This is a genomic window from Pseudomonas sp. R3.Fl (genome assembly GCF_023516765.1).
In the GTDB taxonomy this organism is placed as follows: Bacteria; Pseudomonadota; Gammaproteobacteria; order Pseudomonadales; family Pseudomonadaceae; genus Pseudomonas; species Pseudomonas citronellolis.
Genome location: NZ_JAMGSO010000001.1, coordinates 2,573,714 through 2,586,116, shown reverse-complemented (window position 1 = coordinate 2,586,116; position 12,403 = coordinate 2,573,714). Strand labels below are relative to the sequence as shown.

The following is a 12,403-nucleotide window of genomic DNA, read 5'->3' as shown; positions in this document are numbered from 1 at the left end:
GATTCCGAACAGGCCCTGAGATGACCGACTACAAAGCCACGCTGAACCTTCCCGATACCCAGTTCCCGATGAAAGCCGGCCTGCCCCAGCGCGAGCCGGAAACCCTGAAGTTCTGGAACGACATCGGCCTGTACCAGAAGCTGCGGAAGGCCGGCGAAGGTCGCCCGAAATTCATCCTGCACGATGGCCCGCCCTACGCCAACGGCAGCATCCACATCGGTCACGCGGTCAACAAGATCCTCAAGGACCTGATCGTCCGCTCGCGCACCCTGGCCGGCTACGACGCCCCCTACGTGCCGGGCTGGGACTGCCACGGCCTGCCCATCGAGCACAAGGTCGAGACCACCCACGGCAAGAACCTGCCGGCGGACAAGACCCGCGAGCTGTGCCGCGCCTACGCCACCGAGCAGATCGAGGGGCAGAAGGCCGACTTCATCCGCCTGGGCGTGCTCGGCGAGTGGGACAACCCCTACAAGACCATGAACTTCGCCAACGAGGCCGGCGAGATCCGCGCCCTGGCCGAGATGGTCAAGCAGGGCTTCGTGTTCAAGGGCCTGAAACCGGTGAACTGGTGCTTCGACTGCGGCTCGGCCCTGGCCGAGGCGGAAGTCGAGTACGCCGACAAGAAGTCCGACGCCATCGACGTCGCCTTCCCGGTGGAAGACGCCGACAAGCTGGCCGCCGCCTTCGGCCTGCCGAGCCTGGCCAAGCCCGCCGCCATCGTCATCTGGACCACCACCCCCTGGACCATCCCGGCCAACCAGGCGCTGAACGTCCACCCCGAATTCACCTACGCCCTGGTCGACACCGGCGCGCGCCTGCTGGTGCTGGCCGAGGAACTGGTCGAGTCCTGCCTGCAGCGCTACGGCCTGGAAGGCCAGGTCATCGCCACCGCCAAGGGCGAGGCGCTGGACCTGATCCGCTTCCGCCACCCGTTCTACGAGCGCTTCTCGCCGGTCTACCTGGCCGAGTACGTGGCCCTGGACGCCGGCACCGGCATCGTCCACTCCGCGCCGGCCTACGGCGAGGACGACTTCCGTACCTGCAAGCAGTACGGCATGAGCAACGACGACATCCTCAGCCCCGTGCAGAGCAACGGTGTGTATGTTCAGGACTTGCCGTTCTTCGGCGGCCAGTTCATCTGGAAGGCCAACCCGAACATCGTCGCCAAGCTCGAGGAAGTGGGCGCGCTGCTCAAGCACACCAGCATCAACCACAGCTACATGCACTGCTGGCGCCACAAGACGCCGCTGATCTACCGCGCCACCGCGCAGTGGTTCGTCGGCATGGACAAGCAGCCGGAGAGCGGCGCGACCCTGCGCGAGCGCGCGCTGGAAGCCATCACCCAGACCGAATTCGTGCCCAGCTGGGGCCAGGCGCGCCTGCACGGCATGATCGCCGGCCGTCCGGACTGGTGCATCTCGCGCCAGCGCAACTGGGGCGTGCCCATCCCGTTCTTCCTGCACAAGGCCACCGGCGAGCTGCACCCGCGCACCGTCGAGCTGATGGAAGCAGTCGCCCAGCGCGTGGAGAAGGAGGGCATCGAGGCCTGGTTCAAGCTCGACGCCGCCGAACTGCTCGGTGACGAAGCCGCGCAGTACGACAAGATCAACGACACCCTGGACGTCTGGTTCGACTCCGGCACCACCCACTGGCACGTGCTGCGCGGCTCCCACGCCGAGCTCGGCCACGCCAGCGGCCCGGCCGCCGACCTCTACCTGGAAGGTTCCGATCAGCACCGCGGCTGGTTCCACTCCTCGCTGCTGACCGGCTGCGCCATCGACGGCCACGCGCCGTACCGCCAGCTGCTGACCCACGGCTTCACCGTGGACGAGTCCGGCCGCAAGATGTCCAAGTCCCTGGGCAACACCGTGGTGCCGCAGACCGTGATCGACACCCTGGGCGCCGACATCCTGCGTCTGTGGGTCGCCTCGACCGACTACTCCGGCGAGATCGCGGTCTCCCAGACCATCCTGCAGCGCAGCGCCGACGCCTACCGGCGCATCCGCAACACCACGCGCTTCCTGCTCTCCAACCTGACCGGCTTCGACCCGGCCAAGGACCTGCTGCCCAACGACCAACTGCTGGCCCTGGACCGCTGGGCCGTGGACCGCGCCCTGCTGCTGCAGCGCGAACTGGAAGAGGCCTACCGCGACTACCGCTTCTGGAACGTCTACTCCAAGGTGCACAACTTCTGCGTGCAGGAGCTGGGCGGCTTCTACCTGGACATCATCAAGGACCGCCAGTACACCACCCAGGCCGACAGCGTCGCCCGCCGCTCCTGCCAGACCGCGCTGTTCCACATCGCCGAGGCGTTGGTGCGCTGGGTCGCGCCGATCCTCGCCTTTACCGCTGAGGAAGTGTGGAAGTTCCTGCCCGGCGAGCGCGCCGAGTCGGTCATGCTGACCACCTGGTACGACGGCCTGTCCGAACTGCCGGCCGACGCCGAGCTGGGCCGCGCCTACTGGGAGCAGGTCATGGCCGCCAAGGCCGCGGTCAACAAGGAACTGGAGAACCAGCGCACCGCCAAGGCCATCGGCGGCAACCTGCAGGCCGAGGTCACCCTCTACGCCGAGGACGACCTGGTCCGCAGCCTGGGCAAGCTGGGCAACGAGCTGCGCTTCGTGCTGATCACCTCCACCGCCACCCTCGCGCCCCTGGCCGAGGCCCCGGCCGATGCCGTGCAGAGCGAACTGCCCGGCCTCAAGCTGAAGGTGGTGAAGTCGGCCCACGCCAAGTGCGCCCGTTGCTGGCACCACCGCGAGGATGTCGGCAGCCACGCCGCGCATCCGGAAATCTGCGGCCGTTGCGTGGAGAACATCGAAGGCGCCGGCGAGGTTCGCCACTATGCCTAACCGCTTCGGCCGCCTTGGCTGGTTGTGGATAACCGTGCTGGTCCTGGTCCTCGACCAGGTCAGCAAGGCCTACTTCGAGGGCACACTGAGCCTGTACCAGCAGATCGTGGTCATCCCCGACCTGTTCAGCTGGACCCTGGCCTACAACACCGGCGCGGCCTTCAGTTTCCTGGCCGACAGCTCCGGCTGGCAGCGCTGGCTGTTCGCCCTGATCGCCATCGTGGTCAGCGCGGTGCTGGTCATCTGGCTCAAGCGCCTGAAGCCCAGCGACACCTGGCTGGCCATCGCCCTGGCCCTGGTGCTGGGCGGCGCGCTGGGCAACCTGTACGACCGTATCGTGCTCGGCCACGTGATCGACTTCATCCTGGTGCACTGGCAGAACCGCTGGTACTTCCCGGCGTTCAACCTGGCCGACAGCGCCATCACCGTAGGCGCCATCATGCTGGCGCTGGACATGTTCAAGACGAAGAAATCCGGAGAGACCGCCCATGGCTGACAGCAACAGTGATATCCAGCGCATCGGAGCGGATACCGAAGTCACCCTGCACTTCGCCCTCAAGCTGGAGGACGGCAACGTCGTCGACAGCACCTTCGACAAGCAGCCGGCCACCTTCAAGGTCGGCGACGGCAACCTGCTGCCGGGCTTCGAGCAGGCGCTGTTCGGCCTCAAGGCCGGCGACAAGCGCACCCTGAACATCGAGCCGGAGCAGGGTTTCGGCCAGCCGAACCCGGCCAACGTGCAGGTGATGCCGCGCGACCAGTTCCAGGACATGGAACTGGCCGAAGGCCTGCTGGTGATCTTCAACGACGCCGCCAAGACCGAGCTGCCCGGCGTGGTCAAGGCCTTCGACGAACAGCAGGTGACCATCGATTTCAACCACCCGCTGGCGGGCAAGAGCCTGACCTTCGAAGTGGAAATCATCGACGTAAGGGCGCTCTGAGGGCCCTTCGCAGGCGTAGGATGGGTATCGCGAAGCGATAGCCATCGCGCCATCCCCTCTGCGCGCCGAGACAGACCGACCATGCAAATCAAACTCGCCAACCCCCGCGGCTTCTGCGCCGGCGTCGACCGGGCGATCGAAATCGTCAACCGCGCCCTGGACGTGTTCGGCCCGCCGATCTACGTGCGCCATGAAGTGGTGCACAACAAGTTCGTGGTGGAGAACCTGCGCAACCGCGGCGCGGTGTTCGTCGAGGAACTCGACCAGGTGCCGGACGACACTATCGTCATCTTCAGCGCCCACGGTGTCTCCCAGGCCGTGCGCAAGGAGGCCGAGAACCGCGGCCTGAAGGTCTTCGACGCGACCTGCCCGCTGGTCACCAAGGTGCACATGGAAGTGGTGCGCTACAGCCGCGACGGCCAGGAGTGCATCCTCATCGGCCACGAAGGCCACCCCGAGGTGGAAGGCACCATGGGCCAGTACAACCGCGACAACGGCGGCGACATCTACCTGGTCGAGGACGAGGAAGATGTAGCGGCGCTGGAAGTGCGCAACCCCGAGGCCCTGCACTTCGTCACCCAGACCACCCTGTCGATGGACGACACCTCCAAGGTGATCGACGCCCTGCGCGCGAAATTCCCGCACATCAAGGGCCCGCGCAAGAACGACATCTGCTACGCCACCCAGAACCGCCAGGACGCGGTCAAGGAACTGGCCGACCAGTGCGACCTGGTGCTGGTGGTGGGCAGTCCGAACAGCTCCAACTCCAACCGCCTGCGCGAACTCGCCGAACGCATGGGCACCCCCGGCTACCTGATCGACGGCGCCGAAGACCTCAAGCGCGAATGGTTCGAAGGCAAGCAGCGCATCGGCATCACCGCCGGCGCCTCCGCCCCGGAAGTGCTGGTGCGCGGTGTGATCGAGCAACTGCGCAAATGGGGCGCGGAGCCCGAGGTGGAGCTGGATGGGCGGGAGGAGAACATTACCTTCTCGATGCCCAAGGAGTTGCGGGTGAAGGCGGTTTAACTCCGAACCGATACGTCTCTTCCAACGAAAAGGGCCGACAATGTCGGCCCTTTTCGTTTACCAGCAGGTGGCTAACGTTCCGCTGCCGCTTTCCGTCTTGATACCGGTGCTGTCGAGCGTCAAGGTGCCGCATTCGCTATCGTTGGCCTGACCTCCGACCGGCGCGGCGCTCAGGACCACGCAGCTGGCGATGGTCTTGTTCGCACAGGCGGCGGCAGTGATGTTGTACTTCCGGTTTTCGCTGGCCACGGCACCGTTGGCATCGGCCGAGTAGCCCAGGCCACCATTTCCCGTGCCGAGTGTTGCGGTATAGGTCTGGTTCTGGGAGAAGAAGCGTTCCTGGGCCTGCATGACTTCCATCAGCTTGGCTTTCCCGTCCGCGCGTCCGGAGCGCAACACGTACTGCTGATAGCTGGGATAGGCGATAGCGGCGAGGATGCCGACTATCGCCACTACTACCATCACCTCGATCAGGGTGAAGCCCTTTTGTCGCATCAGTTCTCTCTCCAGTAGGTGCCATTCACCGCATTGTTCGTCTTGCAGAACCCGGAACTGGTGAAGGTGCATTTCAGGTCGCCGCCTGCGCCATCAGCCGATGGCTTCTCCGAGCCCACCAGAACCGTGGTGCCATTGTCGCCGAGAATGATGGCCGGGGTAGGCGGAATACCGCCGCGTACCAGGTCGAAGCTGCGGCTCGGTGTTTCCGCGCCGTTCACCGTTTTGGTAAAGACGGCGGAGGCATCCACCAGGTTCATGGCATACAACCGTCCATGTCCGACGTCCGGGCCACAAGTGGTGACTGTCTGGCCGTTGGGGCTGAAGGTGGTGAATAGCACGGCGCCCTGGAAGCTGATCGAGGCCGACAGGACCTTTTCGCCCTGGGGGAAGCGTACGAACCAGCCGCTGCTGGCGTTCAGCAGGTCGGAGTTCACGGTATAGCTGTCACCCGGGCTCAGCTGCTGGTAGAGCGAGTTGATATCGCTGCGCAGGGTCGGAATCTGGGCCAGTGCATTGCTGCGGGCCTTGTTGCGCAGGTAGTCGTAGGCTTCGAATGTCGTCAGCGGCGGGCTGCTGTCCTGCTGCGTGGCTTCCTGCAGTTGCTCGGAAGTCAGCAGATTGCTCGCGGTATCGTACGCACTGTTGGACAGTGCATTCAGCTCGGCTTGCAGTGAAGACGCCTGCCCGGCCAGGGCGAGACGCTGGGTTTCCAGGGTATTGGCCAGTTGCACGAGGCCATTCTGGCTACTCGCCTGGTCGCTCAGGGTGGCAGCTTTGCCTGCCTCGTCCAGGCCGTTCAACGTGGGTACATCGACGCTGGCTGGAATATCCGTGAGCGCCAACTGCGTAGTGATCTGCTGGATGGCAGTGTTCGCAGCGGTGCTGTCGTTGGCTTGTATCGCCAGGTTCAGGTTGTTGATGGCTGTGCTGAGGTCGAGGCCACCGATGGTCATTCGCTGGGTATATGCCGCTGAAGCCTGGTAGTCGGTGCGGGCCTGGTCCAGATCCGTCTGCAGGGCCGCGACGGTTTCCTCCGATGCGCCGCTCGCTTTCGCATCCAGGAGCGCCTGCTCTTTCGCCGTGACGCCGGTAGCGGCATTTTCCAGTGTCTTCTGCACGATCATTACGCCGGCCATCTGCTGCCCCAGTGTCTGGGCGAGCTCCGGAGAGAAGGTGTAGAGCGGTTTCAAGGCGTTCTGCAGTGTCAGCAACTGGTTCTGCAGGGCGCTTTGCTGGGTGGATTCCGGGGCGTGCTCGTTGAGGTAGGGATTCTCCTTGTAGATGGCGTCTATCTGCGCCTGGCGTTGGTTGGCGTCGCTGTTGGCCTGGGTCATCTGGTTGAACTTCTGCGTGTAACCGATGCTGTTCTTGTACGCCTCGAAGTTGCTGTCAGCGGTACTGGTCGCGGTGTTCAACTGGTCGATCAGCCCCAGTTTGGTGTTGATCTGCTGCTGGATCTGCTGGGCCTGTTCGGTCGTCAGGTTGACGCTGGTGACGTCCACCAGGCTCGATTCGGTCAGGGTGGTATAGCTGCTGGGCTGCATATAGACATTGCTATCGCGCAGGACGTAGAAGCGATCGATGGTGTCTTCGTTGAGCGGATGCTCCCGATATCCGCTACCCAGGGCGATGGTGAAATAGGTCTTGCCGCCGCGTTCACGGATCAGGGATACGTCCGGAGCATTGTAGAAACGGCGGTTGCTTGCCGCAGTCGTGCCCCCAAGGGAGGCAATGCGCCCGCCCGTGGCAAAGCCTGTGGCGCCGGTGTTGCCCGAGTTGATGTCGATGCGGAAGACCTGGCCACGGGTATCGGCCATGAAAATGGTATCGATCAGGCCGTCGCCGGTGATGTCGACCAGCGTGGGGTCGGCCGGGATGCTATTGGTCAGGGTGGATATCTTCAGGTTCGCGGATTCTTCGCTGGTCACGCCAGCGTGCCAGAGCAGCGCACCGGTGTCGGCGTCGACCATGTACAGGGCGTTGCCGATGGTGTCGTCTGCTGGTGTATTGGGCGACTCGGTATCCTGCCGGGTGTCATAGCCGCCGGTGAAGAAGAGCACTTTCTTCACCGAGCCATTGAACTTCACTTTCGCCAGCTTTGGCGTGGACCAGGTCTGGCCAAGTTTTTCGAAGCCTGTCGAAGTGCCTCCCTTGATGATCCACTTCATCTTCGGCGTGATGGTCACCGAGCCAGAGGTTCCGGAAGGGCTGACATCCAGCGCGTAGTAATTGCGCCCGCCGCGCCGCATACCTGCATACAGGGTTGCCTGGCTAACCGTACGCGTCTGGGAAGTCGCGTTGAGGGCGCCATAAGTGATGCTCATGTCGAACTGGCCATCCATCCCGTAGCGCTTGTTGGCAGTGCCCTTGGGGTCGTTCATGTAGAAGTTGAGGTTGGGCAGCAACTCTCTGGGAATGAACGAGAAAATCTCATTGCCGGTGGCTGGGTCCACGGCGTTGATAAAGCCTTCGTTGGTGCCATAGAAGAGCACCAGTTTTTCCGTCGAGGTCGCGGTGGCTGGAGTGGCTTGAGAGTTGGCGACCCTTTGCAGGTCTTCGTCGGTGACGTAGGCGACCAGTCTGGGTTCGTTATGAAGCACGTCAGCCAGCGCGAGGCGAGCACTGTTGTCGCTGGGGTTGATTCCCCGTCCCCACTTGAGGGTATCGGTCCTGGACTGGTCGGTGGCATTGCTGGGCAGGCCCAGCATGGTCTTGGTAATCGCAGTGTTGTCAGGGGACAGGGCGGTCAGTGCGACCGTGCCGCTCGAGCCAGGTGCGCGTGCGTCTTGGTCCGTGTACGTCAGGACATTGCGGGTGGTGGGGGCGGTCAGGCGTCCGGCGGCACCGCCAAGCATCACGTCCTTGCCGTCGGTCACAGTGCTCCAGTAGCTCACCGAAGTTGAGTTGAAGAAGCCCGTGGTGCTATCCACGGCGTTGCGCCCGGCACTGTCCATGACGATCGAGTTGCCCGAGGAGTCCTTGCCGAGCTTGTATTTCTTGACGTTGCCAAACCAGCGGGCGCCTGCTGCCGGACGGAACAGGGCGTAGTAGAGGTCATTGCGGTAGCCGAGGTTGTTATAGGCGCTTACCGAGACACTGGGGGTGGCGAATGTGGTGTTCTCGGCCAGGATGTCCACCGCGATCGAGCGTAGGGCATCAGCCAGTTCCGAGGTATTGCTAGTAGTGAAGAAGCGGCCACCGCCCAAGCTGGCGGTATCCTGCAACAAGGTAGTGTCGCTGATATTGCCGAAGCCAATCGTGTAGGTGTTGACTGTTTGCTTGCCTGTCTGGCTCGAACTCATGTCCTGGTTGGCCATGTATTCGGCAAGACCCGGCAGCCAGCATCCGGAGTTGGAGTTGGAGGTGCCATCATCCGTCGGATATCTTTTGCAGGACTTGTAGACTTGGTTGGACGATGAGACCAGGCTGCTGATGGCGCTATTGCTCCCCGTGTCACTACTCGGGAGCCCGTCTGTCAGCAAAATGATGTTGCTTTTCTGACATGAGTATTGAATTGGGGATATGTATTTTCCTCCACTACGTGATGAAGGATCGCTTGACCAGGGGTTTTGGAGATCTGACGTGAATACTCTGTTGCCCCGCCTGTCATAGCCGTTGTCCTCAATATACCCACGCGAAGACAGACCCCAGGCTGGAGTGCCGCCTGACATATACAGATAGGTCTCGTATAGAGATTCCGATAGCGGGGTTCCGCCGTTGGCATAATAGCTGTTCAACGAGTTCTTGAAAGTGCTGGCAATATTGCCTGCTCGTTGAATTGGAATGTTGATAAATCCGCCATTGCTGGAGGAGTCAAAGCGCGCCAAGCCTATGTTCACGTCATTGCTAGTGGCAAGTTCGTCAACCAAGGAGTTTACGACCTCTTTCACCACCTGAATGCGGGTTTTCTGAGCGCTATTACTGTTCTTGTTACTATCGCTCGTGCACCAGTTTCGAGGAACCTCCTTGCTACCATCGAAGTCGAGCGATTTACAGTTGGTTCCAGGTACTCCATCGAGCATGGAACCGGAAGTATCAATCAAGAACAGAAGATTGGGGCGGATACGTTGATCGGCAGGTAAGTCGCGAGTTACATAGATTTCTGTATCGTCGGCCATGGCCGATTGCAGTCCACAGAATAGATAGGCGAAAGCAGAGACTCCAACAGCCAGACTGTGTTTAAGTTTCATTTTCTGGACTCCGGCTGATTCAGAAACACCTCGATGGCGTGGTTGGGATCGCTAGGAGAGAAGCTGATCATTCCGCGCCAGTCTATTTTCTGCCCAACTGCCTTCAGTTCGATGGAGGCTCCGTTCAGGTAGAACTTGGTGTTTCTATCGAAAGAGAATCGCCGGCTTTGGCATTCCGGACAGGGGAGGGCGAGAATGACGCCAGAGGTTCCGCTCGTGCCGGGTGTTGCATTGATTATCATCTGTGTGTCTTCGATATGGGCGCTGTTTTCGTCACCCTCGGCGTAGGCCGCGCCATGAAAGATGAGTACGCAGAAATAAAAGACCAATGTAAGTAAGCGTTTCATATTTCGGCCTATTTAAGATTGAGGAAGTAGATGCCCTGGGTCTGGTTGGACGAAGCACCGTTTTCCAGCTGTGATTTACTGTTTATCTCGTATGCCGAGCATTCGAACTTGCCGATACTGGCACCTTCACAAACCCCTCTGTTCATGAAGCGAATGGTGTCGGTTGTGATCTTGGCGTTGTCGCCCAGAGCTACTGTCAACGTCTGGGTCTGGCGCCGGTCTGGAAAACCAGTGATCGAATCGGCAGGCCTGTTCTCGGCATCCTGCAGGGCCTTGCGTCCCACTATGCCGGAGTTGTAGAGCGCCATTTGCGCCCGTATCTCGCTGTGGGCGTTCTGGTGGGTGATGCCACGGAACTGGATGTTGCTTGCCATCCGCTCTTCCATGCTGGTTAGGCGGGCAGCGGTAATCCCGGCGATGGTCAGTACCGCGAGGAACACCAGCGCCACGATCAGGCCTGCGCCCTTTTCGGCTTCAAGAGAGATGCGCTTGCGCATACGAACCTCAGTAAGTGTTCTTCAATTGGATGGTCGTGCTGAATATCTGCCTGGCGAGGCTGTCGTTCGGCGCCAGCGGCGGCGCATCCAGCAGGTAGTAATTGCGCTGCGGTGGCTTGGGAGTGACGTTGTTCTGCGAGTTGGCCAGGACGGCGACACGAACCGCTTTCACATCACTCCAGCGACTGACGCGGTTGGCGGAAACGTAGCGGGTCACACTGTCCGGATTACCGTCGGTGCTGATGCCGTAGAGGATCTGCATCGAGTCGATGCCCGGTACCAGATCCTGGTCCTGAGTCAGCCAGGCGGTTTCGCCCAGGAAATAGGAACTGCAGCTCAGGTTGCCGTTGTGAATGCGGAAGACGTTCACCAACACCTTGTTGGCGTTGGCAGTGGTAACTTCCGTGCCGGCGCAGTCCCTGCGTTTGTTCCCGTCGGAGCTGTCCTGTGGTGCTTGGTAAGCAACGGCCAGGGTATCGGAGGCAGTACCGGTCCCGTTGCTGGTGCAAGGGGTATCGTCCGGTCCCGGACAGTTCGGCCCTTGTATGGGCATGGGCTTGGGTAGGAGCGAGCCTGGTTCCAGGTAGCCTCCCAGGCGCACGCTATTGGAAATGAACGTCAGGGCGAAGCGTCCGCTTTCCTGCATGCGCGATGCCGCGTCATTGGTGCTGTAGGTTTGTCGCGCCGAGAGGAAGACCTGGATGACCCCGAGTATCAGCAGCAGGCTGAGTGTCATTGCGATCATGAGTTCGACCAGCGTCAGACCATCCTGTTTATGCCGCCAGAACCTTGCTCTGCTCATCGACGGATCTCCAAAGCACTGCTGAGGACCGACTCCGTGGATTGCTGCTTGGCATCGTCGCCCCTGCTGCGCCAACGGCTGGTCAGCGTCAGGAGATGGCTGCTGTTGGCCTGGACGCTGAGAGTGCTGCCCTGTGACGGGGGAATGAGGAAGTCAGAGCTTGTATAGCGACCGGCAGCTGCTGTGGCGTTGGCTGCATAAGTCGTGGTGGCTGCATATGAGCATTGTGCTTCCCAGCGATCGAAGGCAGCCATTTCGGCGCTGGTGCAGGTAGCCGCATTCACCTTGGCCCCGGAGATGGGGTTGTAATGGTCGGCACACCAGGGCGAAGGCAGGCTGGTACAAGTGGCTGCAGTGGTGTAGTTGGATTCGTTGGAGCCTATGTTGTTGGCTCTCATTCGTTCGGCCAGCTCCTGTAGTACCCAGGTTGCCTGGGAGCGTTGGGCGCTATCGGCGGTTCCCTTGAGTGCATTCAGTTGCAGGGCGGCGACGCCCAGCAGCCCCACGGTGAAAACCAGGAGCGTCACCAGGACCTCGATCATGGTCATACCGTGCTGACGTGTTGATGCCATGCTCGTTGTCTCCTCAGCACGATGTGTCGCGGGTGATGGAGCGGACCGCGGCGCGGCCGACGGCATTGATATCGATGCAGCGCGCATCTGGCACGCTCGAAGAGGCGGAGGCATTGATCTTGAAGGGGTTGGCGCTCAAGCCACTGAGCAAGCTCCCGTCGCGGCGGAAGGTCAGCTTGTTGGCGCTTAACTGGTAGGCGCTGGTGATCTGGATGCCGCTGGTTGCATCGTAGTGCTGTATGACATTGCCATCCTGGCAATTGGCGATCGACGAAGGGCCGACGCACCACCCGCTGCTCCAGCCGTCAGCGCCGCCCGCGGCGGGCAGAACCACGATATTGGCGTTGCGTTTTGCGGCTTCCGCGCGAGCCATGGCGAGGCTGGCCACGAGATCGGTGGTCTGGCCGGAGATCCGTTGTCGAGTGATGAAATCACCCATGGATGGGGCGGCGATGGAGATCAGGATGGCTAATACGGCAATCGTCACCATCAACTCGATCAACGTGAACCCCGCCATTTCCTTGGGGCGCGACATGGCGCATTCCTCCAGTTTGTCTTGAAGGAAATGCTGCCAATTTGTGTGGGAAATGTCCCTTTTTGTTGGATGGCCGATACAAATCGCGCGATGTCCGGTCATGTCCGCTGGTCTTCTGTGACCTCGGTCGCAGAGCGGTT

The 12,403-nt window shown here is 61.4% G+C and carries 11 protein-coding genes; 4 read left to right on the top strand and 7 right to left on the bottom strand.

Annotation, left to right across the window (positions count from 1 at the left end):
- The first annotated feature begins 20 nt into the window (after window positions 1-20).
- The 4 genes from ileS to ispH all read left to right on the top strand — a co-directional run bounded on the left by ileS (window position 21) and on the right by ispH (window position 4,822).
- Window positions 21-2,855: an isoleucine--tRNA ligase gene (ileS, locus tag M8R19_RS11185; protein ID WP_249917825.1), complete on the top strand. Its 2,835-nt coding sequence runs from the start codon at window positions 21-23 to the stop codon at window positions 2,853-2,855.
- Window positions 2,848-3,351 carry a signal peptidase II gene (lspA, locus tag M8R19_RS11180; protein ID WP_043318028.1) on the top strand — a complete coding sequence of 168 codons (504 nt, stop codon included), beginning with the start codon at window positions 2,848-2,850 and terminating at the stop codon, window positions 3,349-3,351. The genes ileS and lspA overlap by 8 nt, the downstream gene beginning before the upstream one ends.
- Complete coding sequence (gene fkpB / locus M8R19_RS11175) at window positions 3,344-3,796, top strand: FKBP-type peptidyl-prolyl cis-trans isomerase (RefSeq protein WP_043273639.1); 453 nt, start codon at window positions 3,344-3,346, stop codon at window positions 3,794-3,796. The genes lspA and fkpB overlap by 8 nt, the downstream gene beginning before the upstream one ends.
- 81 nt (window positions 3,797-3,877) lie before the next feature.
- Window positions 3,878-4,822: a 4-hydroxy-3-methylbut-2-enyl diphosphate reductase gene (ispH, locus tag M8R19_RS11170; protein ID WP_074977451.1), complete on the top strand. Its 945-nt coding sequence runs from the start codon at window positions 3,878-3,880 to the stop codon at window positions 4,820-4,822.
- Between the two features lie 57 nt (window positions 4,823-4,879).
- Here ispH and M8R19_RS11165 read toward each other — a convergent pair whose 3' ends face one another.
- Genes M8R19_RS11165 through M8R19_RS11135 form a run of 7 tightly spaced genes read right to left on the bottom strand, consistent with a single transcriptional unit; the run spans window position 4,880 to window position 12,263 of the window.
- Complete coding sequence (locus tag M8R19_RS11165) at window positions 4,880-5,317, bottom strand: type IV pilin protein (protein ID WP_283939457.1); 438 nt, start codon at window positions 5,315-5,317, stop codon at window positions 4,880-4,882.
- On the bottom strand, window positions 5,317-9,510 hold the full coding sequence (locus tag M8R19_RS11160; protein ID WP_249917824.1) for a pilus assembly protein: 4,194 nt from the start codon (window positions 9,508-9,510) through the stop codon (window positions 5,317-5,319). Before M8R19_RS11160 ends, M8R19_RS11165 begins: the two co-directional genes overlap by 1 nt.
- Window positions 9,507-9,857 carry a hypothetical protein gene (locus tag M8R19_RS11155; protein WP_249917823.1) on the bottom strand — a complete coding sequence of 117 codons (351 nt, stop codon included), beginning with the start codon at window positions 9,855-9,857 and terminating at the stop codon, window positions 9,507-9,509. The genes M8R19_RS11160 and M8R19_RS11155 overlap by 4 nt, the downstream gene beginning before the upstream one ends.
- A gap of 8 nt (window positions 9,858-9,865) precedes the next feature.
- Window positions 9,866-10,354 (bottom strand): pilus assembly PilX family protein, encoded by a 489-nt coding sequence (locus M8R19_RS11150; protein ID WP_249917822.1) that lies wholly within the window; start codon window positions 10,352-10,354, stop codon window positions 9,866-9,868.
- Between the two features lie 7 nt (window positions 10,355-10,361).
- Complete coding sequence (locus tag M8R19_RS11145) at window positions 10,362-11,156, bottom strand: PilW family protein (RefSeq protein WP_249917821.1); 795 nt, start codon at window positions 11,154-11,156, stop codon at window positions 10,362-10,364.
- Window positions 11,153-11,698, bottom strand: coding sequence for a type IV pilus modification protein PilV (gene pilV, locus M8R19_RS11140; protein ID WP_249917820.1), 546 nt, complete (start codon window positions 11,696-11,698; stop codon window positions 11,153-11,155). The genes M8R19_RS11145 and pilV overlap by 4 nt, the downstream gene beginning before the upstream one ends.
- Window positions 11,699-11,741: 43 nt before the next feature.
- Complete coding sequence (locus M8R19_RS11135; RefSeq protein WP_249917819.1) at window positions 11,742-12,263, bottom strand: GspH/FimT family pseudopilin; 522 nt, start codon at window positions 12,261-12,263, stop codon at window positions 11,742-11,744.
- Window positions 12,264-12,403 lie beyond the last annotated feature (140 nt).

Excerpts from the sequence above, each read along its gene's own strand:
- ileS (WP_249917825.1), top strand. The coding sequence starts at position 21 with ATGACCGACTACAAAGCCACGCTGAACCTTCCCGATACCCAGTTCCCG.
- lspA (WP_043318028.1), top strand. The coding sequence starts at position 2,848 with ATGCCTAACCGCTTCGGCCGCCTTGGCTGGTTGTGGATAACCGTGCTG.
- fkpB (WP_043273639.1), top strand. The coding sequence starts at position 3,344 with ATGGCTGACAGCAACAGTGATATCCAGCGCATCGGAGCGGATACCGAA.
- ispH (WP_074977451.1), top strand. The coding sequence starts at position 3,878 with ATGCAAATCAAACTCGCCAACCCCCGCGGCTTCTGCGCCGGCGTCGAC.
- M8R19_RS11165 (WP_283939457.1), bottom strand. The coding sequence starts at position 5,317 with ATGCGACAAAAGGGCTTCACCCTGATCGAGGTGATGGTAGTAGTGGCG.
- M8R19_RS11160 (WP_249917824.1), bottom strand. The coding sequence starts at position 9,510 with ATGAAACTTAAACACAGTCTGGCTGTTGGAGTCTCTGCTTTCGCCTAT.
- M8R19_RS11155 (WP_249917823.1), bottom strand. The coding sequence starts at position 9,857 with ATGAAACGCTTACTTACATTGGTCTTTTATTTCTGCGTACTCATCTTT.
- M8R19_RS11150 (WP_249917822.1), bottom strand. The coding sequence starts at position 10,354 with ATGCGCAAGCGCATCTCTCTTGAAGCCGAAAAGGGCGCAGGCCTGATC.
- M8R19_RS11145 (WP_249917821.1), bottom strand. The coding sequence starts at position 11,156 with ATGAGCAGAGCAAGGTTCTGGCGGCATAAACAGGATGGTCTGACGCTG.
- pilV (WP_249917820.1), bottom strand. The coding sequence starts at position 11,698 with ATGATCGAGGTCCTGGTGACGCTCCTGGTTTTCACCGTGGGGCTGCTG.
- M8R19_RS11135 (WP_249917819.1), bottom strand. The coding sequence starts at position 12,263 with ATGTCGCGCCCCAAGGAAATGGCGGGGTTCACGTTGATCGAGTTGATG.